This window comes from Streptomyces sp. NPDC001406, from assembly GCF_042895285.1.
In the GTDB taxonomy this organism is placed as follows: domain Bacteria; phylum Actinomycetota; class Actinomycetes; order Streptomycetales; family Streptomycetaceae; genus Streptomyces.
Window position 1 is genome coordinate 187576 of sequence record NZ_JBIAWG010000010.1, and the last position, 22622, is coordinate 210197.

Consider the following 22622-nt stretch of genomic DNA (forward strand, 5'->3'; position numbering starts at 1 on the left):
GACTCAGGCATGGTGGAGCGCGTGCCGCTCACCCAGAGCGTCCAGCAACAGACGATCGTCGATCACGTCAGCACCCCCCAGAATGGCCTGCTTGGCAGCGGACTCGGCAGCTTTCACGAGTTCCGCATGGCTTAGTCCGGCCACACGCTCGGTTACATAGGGCCACCGTACTGCGCTGGTATCCATTCCCGCGAGCCTCCTGCGCATCACTTCCACAGCCTGCTCCGGTGTGGGCGCCTCGTAGGCGATCACGAGGTCGAAGCGTCGGAACAGGGCTCGGTCCAGGATCTCGTGGTGATTGGTGGCCGCCACCACGAGGCTCTCCGAGGGGGCCTCGTCCAGGAACAGCAGGAAGGAGTTGAGGATGCGTCGCGCCTCTCCTACGTCATTGCCGACGGCTCGCTGTGCACCCAACGCGTCGAACTCATCGAACAGGTAGACCGCCCGTGTCTGGGCCACGGCATCGAACACCAAACGCAGCTTCGACGCCGTCTCGCCCATAAAACGGCTGATCAGTCCATCCAAGCGGATGGTGAACAGGGGCAGGGACAGCTCGCCAGCCAGTGCGGCCGCCGTCATGCTCTTGCCTGTGCCCGGCGGGCCGGAGTGCAGAATCCGATGTACTGGGGTGAAGCCGAAGCGTTCAAGCCGAGCGCGCTGCCGTTGCTCGTGCAGAACCCGGTCCAAGGAGGCACGGAGCTCCGAGGCGAGGGTCATGTCGTCGAGCCGGATGTCGGGATACCAGGCCGTCAGCAGGCTCGATAGTTCCCCTCGGGGTTGAACCACAGGCGTTGGACCGGCAGCGCCGATCGTCTTCGCTCCCCGTTGCCGCATCGACTCGACAAGCTCTCGCAGCTCTACCGCGAACTTGCCGTGCCCCTGACGCGCAGACTTAGCCGCAACCTGGAGGGCGATGCTGTAGAAACGGTCATCGTCCGCCTCGGCGTGTGCCCGCACGAGGGCCTTGAGATGTTCGGCGCTGGTAGCCATACGCGTCACACCTCCCCGAGCAACCGGTGCGGCCACCCTAGCCGCTGCCACTGACAAGGCATCGTACGAGGAACTCGTCCCACGTACCCACTGAGCGAAACCGCCTGTGCCTTTCTATTCGGTCTCAATGGCATCGTTGTCAGCACGTGCTGTGAACCAGGCCTGCCGAGCCACATCGACTCGTGACGCACACGTCCCCTACGCCATTGGGGGAGCTCCTCTCGCAGCAGTCATCGTCCGACATCGAGGTCCGGCCCGGTCGCAAGCCAGGAGAGAACACCGACTAGCCAACCGCGCAGACCCATGTCTGAAGTGCCGCCTGGCCCAGGGGCCAGGCGAGAGTGGAACGCGGTGATCAACCGCGGGCGCTCCCACAAAAGCATCCGGGTGCTCCGCTCGGGCCCAGTCAACCGCGATTCCTGCGGCCTCGTGCGCCGCGCGGCCTGTCGTTCCACCGGATGACAACGGTGGCGATCCGCACTGAGTCCGTTCGGTTCACACCAGAGGTACGCCGCCCAGTCGGCACCAGGCGCGGCACCCTCGATCGCGACGAGCCGATCACCGCGACGCGCCGCCAGACGATCCAGCGGCGCGACGACCTTGCCGGGCCAGTACCACCGTCGGTCGCCGTACACGAGCACGCGGGGATCAGCCAGTTCCACCCTGCTCCCCGGCCTCCCCAGCCGCGCCGTCGGCCGGTCTCTCCTGGACCGCTTCGTCGTGCGGCATGAAGGAGGAGGAGTCGGCCTTCTGCTCCTCGCATTCCGCAATCGCGAGCGTGTCTTCGAGTTCCCTCAGTTCCCCCTCGCTGATCAGCGAGGCGATGGGTCCGGTGATGTCGGTGAAGACGATACGTGTTCTGGAATTGGAGATCCTTCGGAGGGGTTCTCCGAGTGACGCAGTAAGTCTTGAAACAGGAACGCGGTTCGTGTCGCTCAGCGGCGAATCCAGCCAAGCGCAGCAGGTATGGAGCATGAAATTCAGCGAACATTCCTGGCGAGCGGTTTCCGTGTAACGATCGCGAGCCAATGCTGACTTGATCGCCTGACTCAAGAACTCCTCCGTGCTCTTCCCTGATTCCTTGGCCCACGCGCGGATTCGTCTCTTCACCCCAGGTGCGAACGGAATGCTCATCCGCAACATCCCGTCCGGTCCTGGGAAGAGAGTGCAAAGTACGTCAATGGGGAGGGAGCCCTGGAGTCGTCTCCATACTTTCTTGATGGCAAGCTCCTCGTCCCGTGCAGGTACGAGAACGGCGATGCTTTTTCCGTCGTGCGACGATGCCATCGGCATGCCGCTAATCCGACTCGCGGCCTTCAGTTCGACTCCGCGTACGGTCCGAGTCAGTATGATCTCAATTGCGTGCAGAGGCATGGGGACTCCAGGTCAGTAGAGCGAAATGGGGCCGTCGGGAAGCCAGCCCTCCACGTATCCGGCGACCAGAAGGGCCACGCCTTCGGGGGACACATCGCGGTGGCGATCCCTCAGCTCGCTGACTTTCCACCGGGTGTGTGAAGGAGACATACTCAGAAACGATTCCGACTCTTCCGCGCTGATCCGCACGATGAAAACGCGGGAACCAGTGCGCTGGTTGCGTTCCCAGCAGTCGGAATCCCGCGTTTCGTGAACTCCATAGACGGATCCGAAGCGAGGGTTTGAGATGTGAAATCGCTCGGCGAGGTGCTGGGCGGCCCCGTCCTTGAAATCGGCGTCGGCAGTGAGAAGGGCCTGCGGAACCGTCCAGCCGGCGCAGCATCCGCCGCACAGCATGAGGCGATCCTGGTCGTCCAGGAGGAGCAGGAGGACGCGGCGGTCGGCGACCGACGGGGCGTGGGGGGTTGCCATGCGGCCAGGCTGTCGCCTAGCTACTCAAGTAGCAACCGCGCCGCCGCCCCATGGGTGACAAGTTCACTCGGGCAGTGCCAGATGCGTGCCGCGTGCCGTGGCCCGCCTGTCCCGGTCGGTGTGCACGGGTTAATCGAATTCGGGCGTTGCACTGCACCCTACATACATGTCATGAGCTGCGAAAACGCTGCAAAGGCGTTTGTGATTCGGGGCTGTCGCGTTTTGCGGCGTCGCACATCACCAGGCCTGACCTGTGGCGACGGAATTTCCCACACATCCCACGAAGGCGGATCGTGGCCGCTTGGGTCACAGGCGTCAGCGTACCGGATTTGGTTGGGGGGAGTGTGGGGGCGGGGCGGTGGTACGCGGTGGCGCGGGGCGCTGTGTGCGGGGTCGGCTGGATTCGGGTTGTCTGGTCGTGAGTTCGGGGGAGAGGTGGGGCATGTGGGCCTCCCGGGGGCGGCAGGGGGCGTATGCCTGGTGCTGCGGTTCGTCCTGGCGTGATGGCCGGCCCATCTGGCTATCTCCGCGTCACCCGCACCTTGTAGTCGCCGGCCAGGTCCGCTGCCGTTATCGCGATGGTGATTCCCCTGCGGGGATCCTTGAAGGTCTCGCCGGGGGCGAAGGTCGCGTCGGAGAGTTCCGCGTGGACGTTGGGACTGCGGGTGCAGCCGCCGGTGCCGCGGTGGGCGTCGTAGACGGTGATGGGGCCGCGGCCGGTGTCGACGTTCGCGTCGACCCGGTAGATGAGGACGCCCGGGTGGCAGACGGTCTCGTCGTTGCCGCCCCGGGCGCGCAGTTCGACGGCGTAGCCGCTGCGGGCGGTGATCGGCACGAAGATCAGCTTGTGGCCGCCGGTGCGGAACAGCGGTGTCAGTGTGTACTCCTTGCTGCCCCGGGCCGCCGCACAGCTCACCTGCTTCGCGTCCAGCCAGCCCAGCTTCCATTTGTGCCAGCCGAGCAGGTCGTTGTTGGCGCCCCAGTCCTCGCTCATGATGTCCCAGTGGCCGACCGCGCCCCCGCCGTCCTGGGTGTAGAGGTCGGGCAGGCCGAAGACATGGCCGTTCTCGTGCGGGAGCACCCGGTAGCCGGTCCGGTCGTAGGTGCCGGAGCCGTCGTCCTGGCGGGAGTAGACGAAGGACGCGTTGGCGACGGGGACGCCGTCGGCGACGGGTGCCTCGGCGTTGCCGGCGAAGGTCACGGACAGCACGGTGTCCAGGGCGGAGGGGCCCGCGTTGGGGGTCACCAGCACGTTCAGCAGGTCGTACGAGCGGAAGTCCACCTCGGGGTCGGCGGCGGCCACGATGTCCTGGACCAGAAGGCGGTAGCCGGGGTCGAAGGGGGCGCCGCGCTCTATGCCGTACGCCGCGAACGGCTTGGGCATCCGCAGCCAGTGCGGGATCGGGGTCTCGGGGCGGTAGTCGAGGCGGCCGTAGGAGGCGGCGCGGAACCACTCCTGGGTCCGCGGGAAGAACTCGTGGAAGCGGTCGAGGGCGTCGCCCTCACCGGGCGCGTCGGGGAAGTCGACCATCAGGGTCAGCGCGTGGACGGTGCCGGTGGAGCGGGAGTAGCCGCCGGGGGTGGGGACGCCCTCCGTCATCTGGACGTCGAGGTTGCCGCTGATCAGACAGGGGCTGAGGGCGGGGGTGCGGGCGAGTGAGATGGGGCCCGCCCCGCGCGAGGTGGGGCCCGCCGTGAGGTGACCGGTCCCGGCCGAGGTGCTGACCGCGAGGATCAGCGCGGTCACGGCCGTGAGGGCCGCCACGCGGCGCGGGCGTATCCGGCGGGAGATCGGCGGCTGCATGCATGGACCTCTCGCTCCACGGCAGCCACCGGTCTCCGGCTGCACCCTTTCGATCACCCTGGGTCGCCGGGGCTGCGGGCGCGCGCTGGAGGGGCCGATCGTGGGTTTCCCGCCGGTAGTGGTGTGACCTAGCTCACAGGAAATCTCCTCGGGGGCGGGAAATAACCGGGGATCGTTTCCCCGTTTAGACCTGTGTCCGAGCGAAACGGGGATTACTTCCCCGGATCGCATCCGGATCGCCAACGGCAAGCCGGATCAGCACCGGCGAGCCGGATCGGCGCCAGCAGACCGACCGCATCGCACCCGCGAACCGACCGAGGAGTACGCCGTGCAGACCGTGACTTCTCCGCACCCCGTAGCGCGCAAAGCAGCCCGGCCCCGCGCCGACGCCCTGCGCAACCGGGAGCGGATCGTCACCGCCGCCCGGGAGATGTTCGTCGAGCACGGCCCCGACGCCCCGCTCGACGAGATCGCCCGCCGGGCCGGCGTCGGCAACGCCACGGTGTACCGGAACTTCCCGGACCGTGACGCCCTCGTCCGCGAGGTGGTCTGCTCGGTCATGGACCGTACGGTGCGGGCGGCGGAGCAGGCCCTCGCGGAGACCGGCGACGCCTTCGAGGCGCTGGAGCGCTTCGTGCACGTCTCCGCCGACGAGCGGATCGCCGCCCTGTGCCCGATGATCTCCAGCACCTTCGACGAGCATCACCCCGATCTGGAGGCCGCTCGGGAGCGTGTCGAGCGGATCGTCGGAGAGCTCATGGACCGGGCCAGGGAGGCCGGGCTGCTCCGCCCGGACGTGGGCGTGGGGGATCTGCTGGTCGCCGTGGCCCAGCTCAGCCGGCCGCTGGCCGGCACGGGATGCCTCAGCGCCGACCGGTTCGTACACCGCCATCTGCAGCTGTTCCTGGACGGGCTGCGGGCTCCGGCCCGATCCGTCCTGCCGGGCACGACCGTGACCATGGAGGACCTGCGCCAAGTCTGACCACAGGCCAGAGATCACAGACCACAGATCAACACCACAGATCAACATCACAGATCACAGACAGACGAAAGCCCGACGAAAACCTGACGACACCGAGCCCGACCAATACGTGACTCCGACGATCCATCGTCCGATCGATTAGTTCACGGCCGTACTCCGGTCATCACCGCAACCAAGCTTCCGGTCGTCCACGAGGGCGGACCGTTCTTACGCAACGCCACGCAACGCCACGCACCGCAACGCCCCTCAATACCTTTTTCCGTCACGAAGTCCCGAAGTGGGTACACCCATGTCTGAAACAGCCGCAAAGGCTCCCGGCGCCGTCGCGCAGACCGGCGACGCCAACCGCTGGAAAGCGCTCGTCTTCATCGCGCTCGCCCAGCTGATGGTCGTCCTCGACGCCACCATCGTGAACATCGCGCTGCCCTCCGCCCAGCAGGACCTGGGCATCTCCGACGGCAACCGTCAGTGGGTCGTCACGGCCTACGCGCTCGCCTTCGGCGGCCTGCTGCTCTTCGGCGGCCGGATAGCCGACCTGTGGGGCCGCAAGCGGGCCTTCGTCGTCGGTCTCGTCGGCTTCGCCGCCGCTTCCGCGCTCGGCGGCGCCGCGACCACCGGCGCGATGATGTTCGGTGCCCGGGCCCTCCAGGGTGCCTTCGGTGCCCTGCTCGCCCCGGCCGCGCTCTCCCTGCTCGCCGTGATGTTCACGGACGCCAAGGAGCGCGCCAAGGCCTTCGGCATCTACGGCGCGATCGCCGGTGGCGGCGGCGCCGTCGGCTTCATCCTCGGCGGTGTGCTCACCGAGTACATGGACTGGCGCTGGACGTTCTTCGTCAACATCCCGTTCGCGATCGTCGCGGCGGCCGGCGCGTACTTCGTCGTCCGTGAGCCCGAGGGCGGCCGCAACCGCTCCCCGCTCGACATCCCCGGCGTGATCCTGTCCACCCTGGGCCTGGTCTCCCTGGTCTACGGCTTCACCCGCGCCGAGTCCGACGGCTGGGGCGACTCGGTGACCGTCTCCCTGTTCGTCGCGTCGGCGGTACTGCTGCTCGCCTTCGTCGTCACCGAGGCCAGGGTCAAGGCCCCGCTGCTGCCCCTGCGCGTGGTCACCGACCGCAACCGCGGCGGCATCTACCTCTCCCTCGGCATCGCGATCATCGCGATGTTCGGCACCTTCCTGTTCCTGACCTACTACCTGCAGGTCGTGAAGGGCTACTCGCCGATCAACACCGGCTTCGCCTTCCTGCCGATGATCTTCGGCATGATGGTCGGCTCGACCCAGATCGGCACGCGTCTGATGACCCGCGTCCCGGCGCGGCTGCTGATGGCCCCCGGCTTCCTGGTCGCGGCGGGCGGCATGTTCCTGCTGACCCGGCTGGAGATCGGTTCGTCGTACGCCTCGACCGTCCTGCCGTCGATGCTGCTGCTCGGCCTCGGCATGGGTACGGCGTTCATGCCCGCCATGTCCCTGGCCACCCTGGGCGTCGAGCCCCGGGACGCCGGTGTCGCCTCCGCGATGGTCAACACCTCGCAGCAGGTGGGCGGCGCGATCGGTACGGCCCTGCTGAACACGATCGCCGCCTCCGCGACGACCTCGTACATCAAGGACCACATCGCCACCGCCACCTCCAAGTCCCAGCAGCAGTTGGTCCAGCTGCAGGGCATGGTGCACGGCTACACCAACGCGATCTGGTTCGCCGTCGGCATGCTGGTGCTTGCCGCGGTGATCGTCACGGGCTTCGTGAACGCCGGCAGCCCGGACACCACCACGGTGGCCTCCGGTGAGGGCATCGAGGACGAGGTGGCGGTGCCGGTCGTGGCCCACTGAGGCGTCCGGCGTACCACTCCGGGAGCTTCGCGTACGTATGCGGAGGGGGAACCCCGTACGTACGACCCCTGAGGACCTGCCCCGGCTCCGACCGGCTCCCCGAGTGAGCGGAACGGCTCAGCGGAGCCAGGGCAGGTCCGCACCCGCTTCGTCCGGCTGAAGACCCTCGGCGACGATCTCCATGATCTCGCCGAGGGTCTTCTGCTGTTCGGGGCTCAGGCGCTCGAACAGCGCCTGGCGTACGGCGGCCACATGGCCCGGCGCGGTGCGTCGCAGTACCTCGGTGCCCGCCTCGGTGAGCACCGCGAACTGGCCCCGCTTGTCGGAGGGGCAGTCCTCCCGCCGTACCCAGCCGCTCTTCTCCAGACGGGCGATCGCGTGCGAGAGACGGGAGCGGGTGATCTTCGCCTTCATGGCCAGCTCGGTCATCCGCAGCCGGCGGCGCGGGGCCTCGGCGAGCTGGACGAGGAGGCCGTAGTAGATGTGCGGCATGCCCGCGTCGCGCTGCAGCTGACGGTCGAGGTGGTCTTCGAGCAGGGTGGTGGCGTGCAGATACGAGCGCCAGACGCGCTGCTCCTCGGTGGTGAGCCAGCGGCCGTCCGCGGCGGATTCGGATGCCGTGTTCATGCGGTCCACTGTACGAGGAATCTCCTTGAAACTTGAACAAGTGCGGCGTAGTGTGTTCCATGAAGCTTGAGAGTTAAAGCAATGGGTCCGTGGGATCCGCCGGAGGGAGCCGCCGTCATGACCGCCGCCGCTAAGGAGCGCATGCCCGCCCTCTACCTCAGCCACGGAGCCCCGCCGCTGGCCGACGACCCGGTCTGGCCCGGCCAGCTCGCCGCCTGGTCCGCCGACCTGCCCCGGCCCAGGGCGATCCTCATGGTCTCCGCCCACTGGGAGGAGGCCCCCCTCGCCCTCGGTGCCACGCAGGCCGTCCCCCTCGTGTACGACTTCTGGGGCTTCCCGGAGCGCTACTACCAGGTGACGTACGGCGCTCCCGGCGCACCGGAGCTCGCCGAGGCCGTGCGGAAGCTGCTGCGCGCCCCCGGCACGCCCGTCCAGGACATCCCGGACCGCGGCCTCGACCACGGCGCGTACGTCCCGCTGGCCGAGATGTTCCCCGAGGCCGACATCCCCGTCCTGCAGATCTCCATGCCCACCCTCGACCCGGTGAAGCTGATGGAGATCGGCCGCAGGCTGGCCCCGCTGCGCGACGAGGGCGTGCTGATCGTCGGCTCGGGCTTCTTCACCCACAACCTGGCCGCGCTGCGGTACACGGGCGGCGGCGTGCCCAGCTGGTCCTCCGAGTTCGACGACTGGGGCCGGCGCGCGCTGGAGGCCCGCGACTGGGACGCCCTGCTGGACTTCCTCGACAAGGCCCCGGCCGGCCGGTACGCCCACCCGCGCACCGAGCACTTCGCCCCGCTGTTCGTCACCATGGGCGCGGCGGAGGCCGGCGGTGAGCTCGACGCGCAGAAGTCGGTGATCGACGGCTTCTGGATGGGGATGGCGAAGCGGTCGGTGCAGTTCGGCTGATCCCTCCCGGGGGTCACGGTTGCTTCCTTCCGGGGGTCACAGCTCCTTCTCGTACCAGGCCACGTCCCAGTACCTGCCGAACTTGCGGCCCACCTCGCGGTACGCACCGACGTACCGGAACCCGAAGCGCTCGTGCAGTCGCGTGGACGCCTCGTTCGGCTGGGCGATGCCGGCGTAGGCGCGGTGCAGGTCCTCGCTCTCCAGGGCCTTGAAGAGGGCTTCGTACAGGAGCGTGCCGATGCCGCGGCGCCCGGCGTGCGGGGCCAGGTAGACCGTTACCTCCACGGAGGTGGAGTACGCGGGCTTGGCCCGGTAAGGGCTGGATGTGGCGTAGCCCAGAATCTCCTGTGAGTCCGCGTCCATGGCAACCATCAGCCGGTACGGGCCGTCTTCCGGGTGGGAGAGCAGCCAGGGACGTCGCTCTTCCGGCGTGAAGACGGCGGTGTCGAAGGTGATCGGTGTCTCACGTACGTAGTGGTTGTAGATGTCCGTGAGGGCTTCGAGGTCAGCCTCGGCTCCTGGCCTGACCTGCACCTCTGTAGGTTCCGACGGCATCTCGCCTCCCTATGTGGCGCGCAGGGTACTGCATGATCAGAAAAATCGGGGGGCGGGTTGGGAATTCTGTCCGGATTCCAGTCGTTGTTTCCATCGGATGCAGGGCACTCGACCAGAGTCCCAGGAGTTCTCGGAGTGCCGGGCGTCCAGGACCACCCGCTGACCCACCATCGCAAGGGAGCACGCATGGCAACCCGTGCCGTCGCCCGTCGTCAGTCCGCCACCGGCGAGACGGCCGACGCGGCAAGCAGTGTTCGCGCCCATGGCGGCGAGATCGCCGACCGCGACCTGGTCGGCATGTATCTCGACGAGATCGCGCGCACACCGCTGCTCGACGCCGCCAAGGAGGTCGAGCTGTCCCAGACCATCGAGGCGGGTGTGTTCGCGCGACAGGTCCTCGACGGAGACGAGGAGTCCGCCACGGACGCCAGCCGCGAGGAACTCGAGGCACTGGTCGCCGCGGGGGAGCGCGCCAAGGACATCTTCATCCGCTCCAACCTCCGGCTGGTCGTGGCGGTGGCCCGACGCTATCCCCGCAGCGGTCTGCCCCTGCTCGACCTGATCCAGGAGGGCAACGCCGGTCTGGTGCGCGCGGTGGAGAAGTTCGACTACCGCAAGGGCTTCAAGTTCTCGACGTACGCCACCTGGTGGATCCGCCAGGCGATCACCCGCTCGATAGCGGACCAGTCCCGCACGATCCGACTGCCCGTCCACCTGGTGGAGGAGCTCGGCCGGATCCGCCGCGTGCAGCGCGAGTTCAACCGCGAGAACGGGCGCGAACCCGAGCCCGCGGAGATCGCCGCCGAGCTCGGCTCCACCCCGGAACGCGTCACCGACGTGCTCGACTGGGCCCGTGACCCGGTCTCGCTGAACATGGCGGTGGACGACGAGGGCGAGACCCAGTTCGGCGACCTGCTGGAGGACACCTCGGCGGTCTCCCCCGAGCAGTCGGTCCTCACGCTCCTGCGCAGCGAGGAGTTGGACGGGCTGATCGGCCGGCTCGACCAGCGCACGGCCTCCATCATCAAGATGCGGTACGGCATCGAGGACGGCCGGGAGCGCACGCTCACCGAGGTCGGCAAGGAACACGGGCTGACGCGCGAACGCATCCGCCAGATCGAGAAGCACGCGCTGCTCGAACTGAAGAAGCTGGCGCGCGACACCGGGTTCGACGCGGTGGCGTAGCGGCACGGATGGACGGCACCGGCGTTCACCGGAGCGGACACGTGGGGGCGTGTGTGGCTCCATGGGCGCCGAGTGGCGCACGGGCGTACGGCCACTGTCTCCCGCGTACGCCGGGTGGCGGAAGACCGCGCAAACATGGCTCTGTACCGCCGCTTCAACTCACGGGGCCCAGGGAACAACCCTTCAGGGCCCAGGAGTTCGGGGATCGGGACCGCACTCCCTCGACCCCACGACCACCCTGAGCCACGCGTCCCGACGCATTCCCCCCCGGCGCCGGGACCTTCCGAGAGCCGGGCTTCGGCGCCACTCCCCCCGGGTGCCGGAGCTCGGCTCCTTTTTGTGCCAGGGGCTGCGCCATTGCCTTTGGCCGGGCACGTTGAATCGGCGGGTCACCCCGTACCTGAACCCCGGGGTGGCCCGCCGGATGGCAGATTCTGCCACATGGGCATAGCCTGCCGAAGTGAGCACCCCCAGCGCCGCCGACCACTCCTCTGACCAGCCCTTTCCCGCCGCGCCTCCGATATCCCTGACGGAGCGCCGCAAGGCGGAGACCCGGATGGAGATCGCCCGGGCGGCGGCCCGGCTCTTCGTCGGCCAGGGGCTGCGCGCCACACGTGCCGAGGACATCGCCCAGGCCGCCGGGGTCGCCCCGCGCACCTTCTACCGCTACTTCGCCACCAAGGAGGAGGCGGTGGCCCCCCTTTACGGGGCGGGCGCCCAGCGCTGGGTGGAGGCGGTCCGTGCGGCCCCTGCCGCGCTGCCGGTTCCGGAGGCCCTGGAGCACGCGGTGCGCCACACCCTGACCCCCGGCGGCGGCGTCTCCGCCGCCTCCTGGGAGTGGGTCCGCACCCTCATCGGCCTGGCCCGCACGAGTCCCGCGCTGGGCAAGGTGTGGGCGGAGGTGTGCCAGGCGTCGGAGCAGACGCTGGCGGAGGTGCTGGCGGCACGGGCGGCTGCCGCCAGGACCGCCGACAACTTTGCCCGCGGGACGCCAGTCGACAACGTTGCCGCCGGCATCACTCCCACCCCCGAACTCCGCTTCACCGCCGCGGTCGTGGGCGCCGCGGTGCGCGTGGCGGTCGAGTCCTGGGCCGCGACGTCCGCCCCGCCTTCGGGCCCGGAGGGACCGGCGGCACTGGCACTGCGGAACCTCGCGGCGTTGCGGGACTTTCCCTGGGGTGTGCTTACGGGTGCGGGTGCGGGGGCGGGTACGGGGAAGGCCGACGGGTAGGGAGTGGCCGTACGGCCGCTCAGGCACCGCCCGCTCTGCTCAGGCGCGCACCCAACTCCCGTACGCAGTCGATGAGTTCTGCAGGCTCACGGACGGTGAAGTCGAGTCCCGTCATCGCCAGCCGGACCGCCAGCCACTCCACGGGGTCCCCGGTGGCGCCCCGCACGACGCAGCCCTGTTCGCCGGCCGGCTCCGGCGTGCCGAGCCAGTGGGGCAGACGCGCGGCGACGTCGTTCGCCGGTGCGGTGAAGGCGACCGTGAACTCGTAGGTCTCCTGCCGCCGTTGGATCGACCGCCGCAGATATTCCGCCGCGCTCCCGGTCGGCAGCTCCCGCGGCGTGAACCGCGCCCCGGTGGCGAACGGTTCGCTGACCCGGTCGACGCGGAAGGTGCGCCAGTCGTCCCGGTCGAGGTCGTACGCCACGAGGTACCAGCGGCGCCCGGTCGACACCAGCCGGTACGGCTCCGTCAGCCGGCGTGACTCGGTGCCGTCCCCGGCCCGGTAGGCGAAGCGCAGCCGCTCCCGCCCGGCCACGGTGGACGCCATCACGGTCAGTGTCTCGGGCGCGATGCTCGCCCCGTCCCCGCTGGTCAGCGGTGTCGTCGCGGCCTGGAGAGTCGACACCCGGTGGCGCAGCCGCGAGGGCAGCACCTGCTCCAGCTTCGCCAGCGCCCGTACCGACGCCTCGTCCACCCCCTCCACCGCGTGCCCGGCGCCGGCCCGCAGCCCGACCGCGATCGCCACCGCCTCCTCGTCGTCGAGCACGAGCGGCGGCATGGCCTTTCCGGCGACCAGCCGGTAGCCGCCGTCGGCGCCCATGGTCGCCTGCACGGGATAGCCGAGCTCCCGCAGCCGGTCGATGTCCCGCCGGACCGTGCGGCGCGACACCCCCAGCCGGTCGGCGAGCTCGCCGCCGGGCCATTCGCGGGGCGTCTGGAGGAGGGAGAGGAGCTGAAGGAGCCGAGCCGGAGTGTCCGTCGTCATGTTGTCGAGGATGCCGCACAACTAGGACACGATCTGGCCTATTGGGGTCCTACCTTCATTCCATGACCTCCACCGAAACCCTTGCCGGCAGCACCGGCTCAGCGGCCGACAGCACCGGCTCGGCGGCCGACCGCCGCCGCTGGTTCGCCCTCGCGATCGTGATGACCGCGGCCTTCATGGACCTTGTCGACGTCACGATCGTCAACATCGCGATTCCGTCGATCCAGCAGGACGCGGGCGCCTCCTTCAGCCAGATCCAGTGGATAACCGCCGGTTACGCGCTCGCGTTCGCGGCCGGCCTGATCACCGGTGGTCGTCTCGGCGACATCCACGGCCGCCGCCGGATGTTCCTGATCGGCATCGGCGGCTTCACCCTCGCCTCCGCGCTGTGCGGCTTCGCAGCGAACCCGGAGATGCTGGTCGCCTCCCGCATCCTGCAGGGCGGCATGGCGGCGATGATGGTGCCGCAGGTCCTGTCGATCGTGCACGCCACCTTCCCGGCGCACGAGCGCGGCAAGGTCTTCGGCCTCTTCGGCGCGATCGTCGGTCTGGGCGCGGTCTCCGGCCCACTGCTCGGCGCGCTGCTGACGGAGTGGAACCTGTTCGGCCTCGAATGGCGGCCCATCTTCCTCATCAACCTGCCGGTCGGCATCGCCGCCCTGATCCTCGGCAGCCGCTTCATCTCGGAGTCCAAGGCCCCGAAGGCGCTCAAGCTGGACCTGGTCGGTGTTGCGCTGGTGACGCTGGGCCTGCTGATGCTGCTCTACCCGCTCACCCGCGGCCGTGAGCTGGGCTGGCCGCTGTGGGGCCATCTGTCGATGGCCGGCTCGCTCGTCGTCTTCGGGGCGCTGGTGGCCTACGAGCGGCGCAAGAGCGCGCGGGACGGCTCCCCGCTGGTCGAACTGTCGCTGTTCAAGGTGAAGAGCTTCGCGGCGGGCATCGCGGTGCAGACCGTGTTCGGGATCTCGCTCGGCATCTTCTTCCTGGTGTGGACGCTGTACATGCAGGTGGGCCTCGGCTGGAGCCCGCTGCGGGCCGGTCTGACCGGGGTGCCCTTCTCGATCGCGGTCTCCGTGGCGGCCGGGATGTCCGTGCAGAAGCTGGTCCCGCGGTTCGGCCGCAAGGTGCTCCAGGCGGGCGCGCTGGTGATGGCGATCGGCGTCCTGATCTACCTGGCGGAGTCCGAGCGCTACGGCCTCGGCATCGCCTCCTGGCAGATGGCGCTCCCGCTCGTCGTGATGGGCGCGGGCATGGGTCTGATCGTCGCCCCGCTGACGGACGCGGTGCTCTCCGGGGTGCCGCGCGAGCACGCCGGTTCGGCCTCCGGGCTGATCAACACCGTGCAGCAGATGGGCAATGCGCTCGGGCTCGGGCTGGTTTCGGTGGTGTTCTTCGGCGAGATCGGCGACCGGCTGACCCGGGCCCAGGTGGGGCCGGCCTTCGTGAACGCCTTCCAGCACGCGCTGGGCTGGGTCGCCGCGGTGCTGGGCGTGATCTTCCTGCTGATGTTCGCGCTGCCGAAGCGGCCGGCTCAGCATGTGGAAGGCGGCGGGGACGGCGAGGGCGAGCAGCTCCTGGTGGAGGAGGAGCGCGAGCTCGTGCACTGAGCCCCTGCTGAGGAAGGGCCCGGCACCCGAGGGTGCCGGGCCCTTCCGTGTGTCCGGGCAGAGTGGGACGTCCGTTCATGCCCGAATCAGGCCCGAACCTGTTTACTTTCCAGAAATCCAGGCGTAGCCTCCAAGCGAAACCACAAGTTCGGGCATCAGTCGGAGGCAAGCGGACATGTACGCACCGGAGCGACAGCAGGAGATCCTCCGGCTCGCCCGTGAGGGCGGCCGGGTGGACGTGGTGTCGCTCGCCGAGGAGTTCCAGGTGACGGCGGAGACGATCCGCCGGGACCTGACGGCCCTCGACCGCGCCGGCCTCGTCCGCCGGGTGCACGGCGGTGCCATCCCGGCCGGGCGCCTCGACTTCGAACCGGACCTCGCCGAGCGCGAGTCCACCTCGACCGACGAGAAGGACCGCATCGCCAAGGCGGCCGTCACCGAACTGCCGACCGAGGGCACGCTGATCCTCGACGCCGGTACGACGGTCGCCCGCCTCGCCGGGGCCATCCCCCTGGAGGCGACGCTCACCGTCGTCACGCACAGCCTGCCGATCGCGGCCCGCCTCGCGGACCATCCCGGCATCCAGCTCCACCTCGTCGGAGGGCGCGTACGACACCGCACGCGCGCCGCCGTCGACGCCTGGGCGCTGCGCGCATACGGCGAGATCAGGGCGGACGTCCTCTTCGTCGCCGCCAACGGCTTCTCCGTCGAACACGGTCTGACCACCCCCGACCTCGCCGAGGCCGCGGTGAAGCGTGCGGCGGTCGCCGCGGCCCGCCGCGTGGTCCTGCTCGCCGACTCCGCCAAGCACGGCCAGGAGCACTTCGCCCGCTTCGGCGACCTGAGCGATGTGGACCTGCTGATCACCGACAGCGGGCTGAGCCCCGAAGACACCGCCACCATCGAGCGCGGCGGCACGGAAGTAGTGCGCGCATGATCCTCACCGTCACCCCCAACCCGTCCCTCGACCGCACCTACGAGGTCCCCTCGCTGGAGCGCGGCGAGGTCATCCGCGCCACCGGCGAGCGCATGGACCCCGGCGGCAAGGGCGTGAACGTGTCGCGCGCCGTCGCGGCCGCCGGTCGCCGCACGGTCGCGGTGCTGCCGCTCGGGGGTGCGCCGGGAGCGCTCGTCGCCGACCTGCTCGACGCGCAGGGCATCGAGGTCGCGCCGGTGCCGGTCGCCGGAGCCACCCGCTCGAACATCGCGCTCGCGGAGGCGGACGGGGTGCTCACCAAGATCAACGCGCCGGGGCCGGAGCTGTCGGCGGCCGAGCAGGAGCTGCTGTTCGAGACGGTCCGCGAGCACGCGGGCGACGCCGACTGGATCGCCTGCTGCGGAAGCCTGCCGAGAGGTCTGGCGCCGGCGTGGTACGCCGATCTGGTCGCCCGGGTGCACGCAGCGGGCGCGCGCATCGCGCTGGACACGTCGGGGCCCGCGCTGATCGAGGCGCTGCGTGAGCGTCCGGACGTGGTGAAGCCGAATGCCGAGGAGCTCGCGGAGGCCGTCGGGCGTCCCCTGGCGACCGTGGGCGACGCGGTGAAGGCGGCCGAGGAGTTGCGCGAGATGGGCGCACGCGCCGTGCTCGCAAGCCTGGGCGCCGACGGGCAGTTGCTCGTGGACGACGCGGGTACCTGGTTCGCAAGCGCGCGGGTGGACGTCGTACGCAGCAATGTCGGAGCGGGCGACGCCTCACTCGCCGGCTTCCTGGTCGCGGGCGGCAGCGGGCCCGAGGCGCTCGCCTCCGCCGTCGCGCACGGCGCCGCCGCCGTCCAACTGCCCGGCAGCGTGATGCCCACGCCGGCCGACCTGGACCCGGCGGCGGTGACGGTCACGGCGCAGGTCCCGGCGGACCGCGAACTGACGGAGCCGGTGTCATGAACGTACGCACGAGACGCCGTACGACGGCTGCGGACCGGACGTGGCACCGCTCCCCGTTACTCGCCACCACCTCCACCACCTCCACCATCCCCATCACCCCCGCACTCTTCGGATCCACCGAACTCCCCACACCCCCCGCTTTCCCCCGCAGCACCTCCGTCCCCACTCCCGCCCACTGCACTCCACGGGCGATACGCGTGCATAGGAGCCCGCGATGAGCGACATGATCACCGCGGACCTGGTCGACCTCGACCTGTCCGCCGACACCAAGGAAGCGGCGGCGCGTGCCCTCGCCGAGCGCATGGTGGCCCTGGGCCGGGTGACCGACCTGGAGGGCTTCCTCGCCGATGTGGCCGCCCGGGAGGCACAGATGCCGACCGGCCTGGACGGCGGCATCGGCATCCCGCACTGCCGCAGCACGCATGTGACCGAGCCGACGCTGGCCTTCGGGCGCAGCGCCGCCGGGATCGACTTCGGCGCGGCCGACGGCCCGGCCGACCTCGTCTTCCTGATCGCGGCCCCGGCCGGTGCCGACGACGCCCATCTGACGATCCTGTCCTCGCTGGCCCGGCAGTTGATGAACACCGAGTTCACCGACGCGCTGCGCTCGGCGGGCGACGCGGGCGCGGCGGCCGCGCTGATCCGCGGGGACAAGGTGCCCGGGGGCGAGGCGGATGCGGCTGAGGGCGCTGCGGCGGGCGCCTCCGAAGACACCGCTGCGGCGCCGGGGGCGGCCTCCGCCGGCGCCGCGGCGGGCAGTACGGCACAGGGCGCCACGCCGAGTGCCTCCGGCCCGGGTGGCGAGCGCGCGTTCCGTGTCGTCGCCGTCACCTCCTGCCCGACCGGTATCGCCCACACCTACATGGCGGCCGAGTCGCTGGAGCACGCGGGCCGTGGGGTGGGCGTCGAGGTCCTCGTCGAGACGCAGGGCTCGGCCGGCTTCACCCGGCTCGACCCGGCCGCGATCGCGGCGGCGGACGCGGTGATCTTCGCGCACGACGTCCCGGTGCGCGACAAGGACCGCTTCGCCGGGAAGCCCACGGTCGACGTCGGCGTGAAGGCGGGCATCAACCGTCCCGCCGAGCTGATCGCCGAGGTGCGTGCCAAGGCCGAGCGCGGCGAGGTGACGGCGGGCTCCGCGCCCGCCACGCCGATCGAGCGCGCGGGTGACTCCACCGAGGGCTACGGCACCAAGCTCCGTAAGTGGCTGATGTCCGGCGTCAGCTACATGGTCCCGTTCGTCGCGGCGGGCGGTCTGCTGATCGCCCTGGGCTTCGCGATCGGCGGCTACAAGATCAACAAGGCGCCGTCGGTGATGGACCACTTCGTGTGGACGCAGACCGACAGCTGGGGCGCGCTGTTCTTCCAGATCGGCGTCGTGGCCTTCGCCTTCCTCGTCCCGGTCCTCGCCGGATACATCGCCTACGGCATGGCGGACCGCCCAGGCCTCGTCCCCGGCTTCGTCGGCGGCTCCATAGCCCTCACCATCAACGCGGGCTTCCTCGGCGGCCTCGCGGCCGGTCTGATCGCCGGTGGCGTGGTGATGGCGATCCAGCGGATCGACATCCCGGCGGCGTTGCGCGGCATCATGCCGGTGGTGGTGATCCCGCTGATCTCCTCGGCGATCGTCGGATTCCTGATGTTCGTCGTGATCGGCAAGCCCATCGCGTCCGCCCAGAAGGGCATGACGGACTGGCTGAACGGCCTCACCGGCACCAACGCCATCCTGCTCGGCGCCCTGCTCGGCCTGATGATGTGCTTCGACCTCGGCGGCCCGGTCAACAAGGTCGCGTACACCTTCGCCACCGCCGGCATCGCGGTCGCGAGCCCCAGTGACTCCGCGATGAAGATCATGGCGGCGGTCATGGCGGCCGGTATGGTCCCGCCGCTGGCGATGGCCCTGGCCACGACCGTGCGCGGCAGGCTCTTCACCCAGACCGAGCGCGAGAACGGCAAGGCCGCCTGGGTCCTGGGCGCCTCCTTCATCTCGGAGGGCGCGATCCCGTTCGCCGCGGCCGACCCGCTGCGCGTCATCCCGTCGGCGATGGTCGGCGGTGCGGTCACCGGCGCCCTGTCGATGGCCTTCGGCGCCACCCTGCGCGCCCCGCACGGCGGCATCTTCGTGGTCCCGCTGATCGGCAACCCGTTCCTCTACCTGGTCGCCATCGCGGCCGGTGTGTGCGTCACGACGGCGCTGGTGGTGATCCTGAAGGGCATGCGCAAGCAGGCCGTCAGCACCGGGTCGACGGCGAACGCGACTACGGCGAAGTCGGAGGCGCAGCAGCCGGTGGCGGCGTAACGGCCCGCCGCCCGCGCCCCCTTGATCCCTTTTACTCTTCGCCCCCCTGTCCCTTTCGAGCGCTGTGAGTCGTTCACGGCACCTGCGAGATACGTCACGGTCCGGGACCAAAGTCCCGGGCCGTGGTGTGTACTGGGCGCATGCCCGAGCACGTCTCGATTCTCCAGCTGACCGGCGTGGTCGGCCTGGCCCTGGTGACCGCCACCTGGGTCATCCTCCTGCGCACCCGGCGTCGCGCCCGCGCCGTGGCCGTCGTACGGCGCTCGGGTCCCGTGCTCCAGGCCCTCCCGCATCAGCGCCAGGCCCCGCCCCACAGGGAGTCCGTCGAACTGACCCCGGCGGAGAAGGACGCGTTCGCGGGCCTGATGCGACGTCTCGACGAGCGCTAGGCCTCGAGAGAAGCGTCTCGGGGGGAGCGCCTCAAGGAGACTGCCTCGGGGGAAGCGTCTCGGGGGAAGCGTCTCAGGCCTGCCGTGCCGCCCGGCGCTCCATGGCGTCGCGGGCCGCGTCCTCCGACAGGTACACCTCGCACATGTGCCGCCCGTCGGGCGTCGCCGTGTGCTCGACCTCCCAGAGGGAGAGTTCCTCGCCGTCGCGCAGCAGGAACGCGTGCTCGTAGAGCGAGAAGCACAGCCCCACCCGGCCGGCCCGCCCCGGGCGGCCGAAGGCCTGGGTGATCTGGTGCGCGAACGCCGTCGTCAGCAGCGCGGCCATCTCCGTGCCCGGCCGGTCCGGGTTCTCCGCGCGGCGCAGAAGCCGACGCGCGTGGTCCGCGGAGTCGTCCGGAACATACACGTGTCGTGGCTCGAGGATCGGCGACAACTGTGTCAGCACCGGCAGTTCGAAGTCCGGCGCGTCCGGCGGCAGCGGCAGCCGGGCGGTCGCGGCGCGCAGCTCCTCCTCGTCCACATACACCTCGTGCTGGGGCTCGCTGCCGGGTGCGGTGTTGTGGACCAGCTCCCAGAAGGTGACGGACGAGCCGTCGGAGAGCAGCCAGGTGTGCCGGTACGTCTCGCGGTGCAGCCCCGAGCTGTGGTGCGCGGAGTGCAGCGAACTGTCGTGCGCCAGCGCGCAGTCGAGCTGTCGTATGGCCTCGTCGGGCAGCTCGAAGGAGTTCAGGGCGCGACGGAGGAGCCGCGCGAGGTGCTCCTCCGGAGACTCGGGCGACTCGGCTGGTTCGTACGCTGTCGTCTCGTACGGAACGCTCAAGGTTGCTCCCGGCGTTGCTGCATGTCACCTTGTGGGTGCATACCGTAGCCCCTCGGTCGGACATCATGTCCGGGAACCGAGAAAACGTACGTCGGGAAAACGCGCGGGCCGCGCGGATGGTTCCCGCGCGGCCCGACAACCCGTCAGAACAAGCCAGTCGGAAGGCACTTCCCGATCAGGCGGCGCTGCCCGCCTGCCACTCGCTCCACGACATGTTCCAGCCGTTGAGCCCGTTGTCCGGGGACACCGTCTTGTCGGGGGAGTTCTTCACGACCACGACGTCCCCGATGAGCGAGTTGTCGTAGAACCACTTGGCGGTCGTGCTCCCCTGCGCGCCCCGCACGTCCTGGAGTCCTACGCAGCCATGGCTGGTGCCCTGGCGGCCGAAGGGCGGGTTGCCCTGGTTGTACCAGTAGTTGCCGTGGACGAACGTGCCGGACGTCGTCAGGCGCATCGCGTGCGGCACGTCCGAGATGTCGTACTCGCCGCCGTAGCCCACCGTCGATCCGTTCATGCGCGTCTGCACGAACTTCTCGGAGATCACCATCTGCCCGTTGTACGTGGTGTGCTCCGGGCTGCCCGACGAGATCGGGACCGACCTGACCGTCCTGCCGTCCCGCACCACTGTCATCGTCTGCGTGTTGACGTCGACCGTGGAGACCTGCGAGCGCCCGACGGTGAAGGTCACCGTCTTCTTCTGCACGCCGTAGACGCCGTTCGCGCCCTGGACCCCGTCCAGGTCGATCTTCATCGTGACCTTGGAACCGGCCTTCCAGTACTCCTGGGGCCGGAAGTCGATCCGCTGTGCCCCGAACCAGTGGCCGACCACCTGCTGGCCGCTGCTGGAGGTGACCGTGATGTGCGACTGCACGGCCTTCTTGTCGGTGATGACCTTGTCGAAGTTGAACGACACCGGCATCCCGACACCGACCGTCGTGCCGTTGTCCGGCGTGTACGTGCCGATGAAGCTGTTCGCCGTCGTCACCGTGGTGAAGATGGAATTGGCCGCGGACGTACGCCCGTTGGCGTCCTTCGCGGTCGCCGAGATCTGGTACTTGGTCCCGCGCTCCAACTGCTCCTTCGGCTTCCAGGTGGCGCCGTCGGCCGAGATCGTGCCCGGCACGGCCTGCCCCGACCCTGCCACGGTCATCTTCACCTCGGTCAGCTTGCCGCCGCTGACCTTCACGCCGGTGGCGTTGATGGACGCGCTGGTCGAGCCGTCCTTGGCGGAGATGGCTATCTGGGCCGAGGACGTCTTGGCCGAGCCCTTGCCGCCCTTGGAGTCGTCGCTCTCGGCGTTGGCGTTGCCGCCGCAGGCGGTGAGGGTGAGGGCGCCGACCATCAGGGCGGCACAGGCCCCCAGTGCGCGCCGCGCTGCAATGTCCGGCGTTGTCACGGGCTGCTCCAGTTTCTTGTGATGTGGGTGATCCGCTCCAGTGCGTGGAGAAAGAGGGAACCGAAGCCCGCGCGGGTTCCCTCCAACTCCCTTGAACACCACCACGTGACAGAACCGGGACAATCCGCGGACGGCAGAAGACCGCAGAAGACCGCAGAGGATCGCAGAGGAACCGAGGAGGACCGAGGAGGACCGAGGAGGACCGAAGAGGACGGCAGAGGACGACGGAAGAAGACAGCGGCCCGTTACCGGGAGCCGTACAACTCCCCGTACGACGGCCACGTTCCGCCCGGCCCGTCCACCGACTCGGCGGCGCGTACGGCACGGACGATCGCGCGCGTCACGAGGTCCGCGCCGGCCGCGAGGATGTCGTTGAGTGCGAGCGGGCGCTCGGCGTCGAGCGGGCGCGCTCCCGTGGCCAGCGCGAACACGGTGTCGCCGTCGTTCAGCAGATGCACCGGGCGCACGGCGCGCGCGATGCCGTCGTGCGCGGTGCCGGCCACCTTCTGCGCCTGTGCCTTGGAGAGTTCCGCGTCGGTGGCGACCACGGCGAGCGTGGTGTTCAGCACCGGAGGGGTGTTCTTCGCGGCGGCCTCGGCAAGGCGCCGGCGCGCGGCCTCGTGCACCCGCGCCTCCGGATACTCCACCCGCCCCTGGAACAACTCCCCGTACAGCACCCCCGTTTCCGGATCCAGCACCGATCCCACGGCGTTGGTGACCACCAGCGCGGCCACCGTGATCCCCGAGTCCAGGACGGTGCTCGCGGTGCCGACCCCGCCCTTCAGCCACTTCACCGCGGCGCCCGTACCGGCCCCCACACACCCCTGGGGCACCGGCGCGCCCAGTGCGCTCGCCGCGGCCGCCTCGACCGCCGCCCGGCCCGTCGACGCGTCCGGCCTGGCCCGGAAGTTCCCGCCCCGGCCGAGGTCGAAGACACAGGCGGCGGGCACCACCGGGACGACATGCGCCGGGTCGGGCCCGACCGGGACTCCGCGTCCCTGTTCCTCCAACCAGGCCATCACCCCGGACGCCGCGTCGAGCCCGTACGCGCTGCCGCCGGTCAGCACGACCGCCTCGACCTTCTGCACCACGTTGCGCGGGTCGAGCGCGTCGGTCTCCTTGGTGCCGGGGCCACCGCCGCGCACGTCCACGGCGGCGACGGCGCCGCCCTCGGGAGCGAGGACCACCGTGGTGCCCGTGAGCCAGCCGTCGCCGCTGCGTGTCGCGTGCCCCACCCGCAGTCCGGCCACGTCCGTCAATGCGTCAACTGTCATGGCAGCCAGTCTGTA

At 69.8% G+C, this 22622-nt stretch carries 20 protein-coding genes; 10 read left to right on the top strand and 10 right to left on the bottom strand.

Features of this window, described 5'->3' with window-relative positions:
• Positions 1–3 precede the first annotated feature (3 nt).
• The 4 genes from ACFY1J_RS24930 to ACFY1J_RS24945 form a co-directional block, all read right to left on the bottom strand.
• Positions 4–990: an AAA family ATPase gene (locus ACFY1J_RS24930; RefSeq protein WP_390731958.1), complete on the bottom strand. Its 987-nt coding sequence runs from the start codon at positions 988–990 to the stop codon at positions 4–6.
• Positions 991–1638: 648 nt separating this feature from the next.
• On the bottom strand, positions 1639–2124 hold the full coding sequence (locus tag ACFY1J_RS24935) for a hypothetical protein (protein WP_390731959.1): 486 nt from the start codon (positions 2122–2124) through the stop codon (positions 1639–1641).
• Between the two features lie 252 nt (positions 2125–2376).
• Positions 2377–2835, bottom strand: coding sequence for a hypothetical protein (locus tag ACFY1J_RS24940; RefSeq protein WP_390731960.1), 459 nt, complete (start codon positions 2833–2835; stop codon positions 2377–2379).
• A 520-nt stretch (positions 2836–3355) separates the two neighbouring features.
• On the bottom strand, positions 3356–4639 hold the full coding sequence (locus ACFY1J_RS24945; protein ID WP_390709823.1) for a M6 family metalloprotease domain-containing protein: 1284 nt from the start codon (positions 4637–4639) through the stop codon (positions 3356–3358).
• Positions 4640–4967: 328 nt separating this feature from the next.
• Between ACFY1J_RS24945 and ACFY1J_RS24950 the strand changes: the two genes are divergently transcribed.
• Positions 4968–5621 (top strand): TetR/AcrR family transcriptional regulator, encoded by a 654-nt coding sequence (locus ACFY1J_RS24950; protein WP_390731961.1) that lies wholly within the window; start codon positions 4968–4970, stop codon positions 5619–5621.
• A 289-nt stretch (positions 5622–5910) separates the two neighbouring features.
• Positions 5911–7449, top strand: coding sequence for an MFS transporter (locus ACFY1J_RS24955; protein ID WP_390709825.1), 1539 nt, complete (start codon positions 5911–5913; stop codon positions 7447–7449).
• A 117-nt stretch (positions 7450–7566) separates the two neighbouring features.
• Here ACFY1J_RS24955 and ACFY1J_RS24960 read toward each other — a convergent pair whose 3' ends face one another.
• The gene (locus ACFY1J_RS24960; RefSeq protein ID WP_390709826.1) at positions 7567–8076 is read right to left on the bottom strand and encodes a MarR family winged helix-turn-helix transcriptional regulator; all 510 of its coding nucleotides are present in this window, start codon (positions 8074–8076) and stop codon (positions 7567–7569) included.
• A gap of 117 nt (positions 8077–8193) precedes the next feature.
• On the opposite strand from ACFY1J_RS24960, the gene ACFY1J_RS24965 reads away from it, so the two are divergent.
• Positions 8194–8985 (top strand): dioxygenase, encoded by a 792-nt coding sequence (locus ACFY1J_RS24965; RefSeq protein WP_390709827.1) that lies wholly within the window; start codon positions 8194–8196, stop codon positions 8983–8985.
• Positions 8986–9021: 36 nt separating this feature from the next.
• Here ACFY1J_RS24965 and ACFY1J_RS24970 read toward each other — a convergent pair whose 3' ends face one another.
• Positions 9022–9540, bottom strand: a complete 519-nt coding sequence (locus ACFY1J_RS24970) for a GNAT family N-acetyltransferase (RefSeq protein ID WP_390709828.1) — start codon at positions 9538–9540, stop codon at positions 9022–9024.
• Positions 9541–9726: 186 nt separating this feature from the next.
• Between ACFY1J_RS24970 and ACFY1J_RS24975 the strand changes: the two genes are divergently transcribed.
• Both ACFY1J_RS24975 and ACFY1J_RS24980 read left to right on the top strand, forming a co-directional pair.
• Positions 9727–10725, top strand: coding sequence for an RNA polymerase sigma factor RpoD/SigA (locus tag ACFY1J_RS24975; protein WP_390709829.1), 999 nt, complete (start codon positions 9727–9729; stop codon positions 10723–10725).
• Between the two features lie 556 nt (positions 10726–11281).
• The gene (locus ACFY1J_RS24980) at positions 11282–11956 is read left to right on the top strand and encodes a TetR/AcrR family transcriptional regulator (protein WP_390732028.1); all 675 of its coding nucleotides are present in this window, start codon (positions 11282–11284) and stop codon (positions 11954–11956) included.
• 19 nt (positions 11957–11975) lie between these two features.
• Here ACFY1J_RS24980 and ACFY1J_RS24985 read toward each other — a convergent pair whose 3' ends face one another.
• The gene (locus tag ACFY1J_RS24985) at positions 11976–12941 is read right to left on the bottom strand and encodes a helix-turn-helix transcriptional regulator (protein ID WP_390731962.1); all 966 of its coding nucleotides are present in this window, start codon (positions 12939–12941) and stop codon (positions 11976–11978) included.
• A 62-nt stretch (positions 12942–13003) separates the two neighbouring features.
• Here ACFY1J_RS24985 and ACFY1J_RS24990 point away from each other — a divergent pair, with 62 nt between their 5' ends.
• The 5 genes from ACFY1J_RS24990 to ACFY1J_RS25010 all read left to right on the top strand — a co-directional run bounded on the left by ACFY1J_RS24990 (position 13004) and on the right by ACFY1J_RS25010 (position 19117).
• Positions 13004–14548 (top strand): MFS transporter, encoded by a 1545-nt coding sequence (locus tag ACFY1J_RS24990; protein ID WP_390731963.1) that lies wholly within the window; start codon positions 13004–13006, stop codon positions 14546–14548.
• Between the two features lie 175 nt (positions 14549–14723).
• Positions 14724–15485 carry a DeoR/GlpR family DNA-binding transcription regulator gene (locus tag ACFY1J_RS24995; protein ID WP_390709832.1) on the top strand — a complete coding sequence of 254 codons (762 nt, stop codon included), beginning with the start codon at positions 14724–14726 and terminating at the stop codon, positions 15483–15485.
• Entirely contained in the window at positions 15482–16429 is a 948-nt protein-coding gene (gene pfkB / locus ACFY1J_RS25000) for a 1-phosphofructokinase (RefSeq protein ID WP_390709833.1), read from the top strand. Before ACFY1J_RS24995 ends, pfkB begins: the two co-directional genes overlap by 4 nt.
• A gap of 214 nt (positions 16430–16643) precedes the next feature.
• Positions 16644–18728 (top strand): fructose-specific PTS transporter subunit EIIC, encoded by a 2085-nt coding sequence (locus ACFY1J_RS25005; RefSeq protein WP_390709834.1) that lies wholly within the window; start codon positions 16644–16646, stop codon positions 18726–18728.
• A 140-nt stretch (positions 18729–18868) separates the two neighbouring features.
• Complete coding sequence (locus ACFY1J_RS25010) at positions 18869–19117, top strand: hypothetical protein (protein WP_390709835.1); 249 nt, start codon at positions 18869–18871, stop codon at positions 19115–19117.
• Between the two features lie 73 nt (positions 19118–19190).
• Here the strand turns inward: ACFY1J_RS25010 and ACFY1J_RS25015 are convergent, their stop codons facing one another.
• The 3 genes from ACFY1J_RS25015 to ACFY1J_RS25025 all read right to left on the bottom strand — a co-directional run bounded on the left by ACFY1J_RS25015 (position 19191) and on the right by ACFY1J_RS25025 (position 22607).
• Positions 19191–19937, bottom strand: a complete 747-nt coding sequence (locus tag ACFY1J_RS25015) for a DUF6227 family protein (RefSeq protein WP_390709836.1) — start codon at positions 19935–19937, stop codon at positions 19191–19193.
• A 175-nt stretch (positions 19938–20112) separates the two neighbouring features.
• The gene (locus ACFY1J_RS25020; protein ID WP_390709837.1) at positions 20113–21333 is read right to left on the bottom strand and encodes an Ig-like domain-containing protein; all 1221 of its coding nucleotides are present in this window, start codon (positions 21331–21333) and stop codon (positions 20113–20115) included.
• A 245-nt stretch (positions 21334–21578) separates the two neighbouring features.
• Entirely contained in the window at positions 21579–22607 is a 1029-nt protein-coding gene (locus ACFY1J_RS25025) for a P1 family peptidase (RefSeq protein WP_390709838.1), read from the bottom strand.
• Positions 22608–22622: the final 15 nt, after the last annotated feature.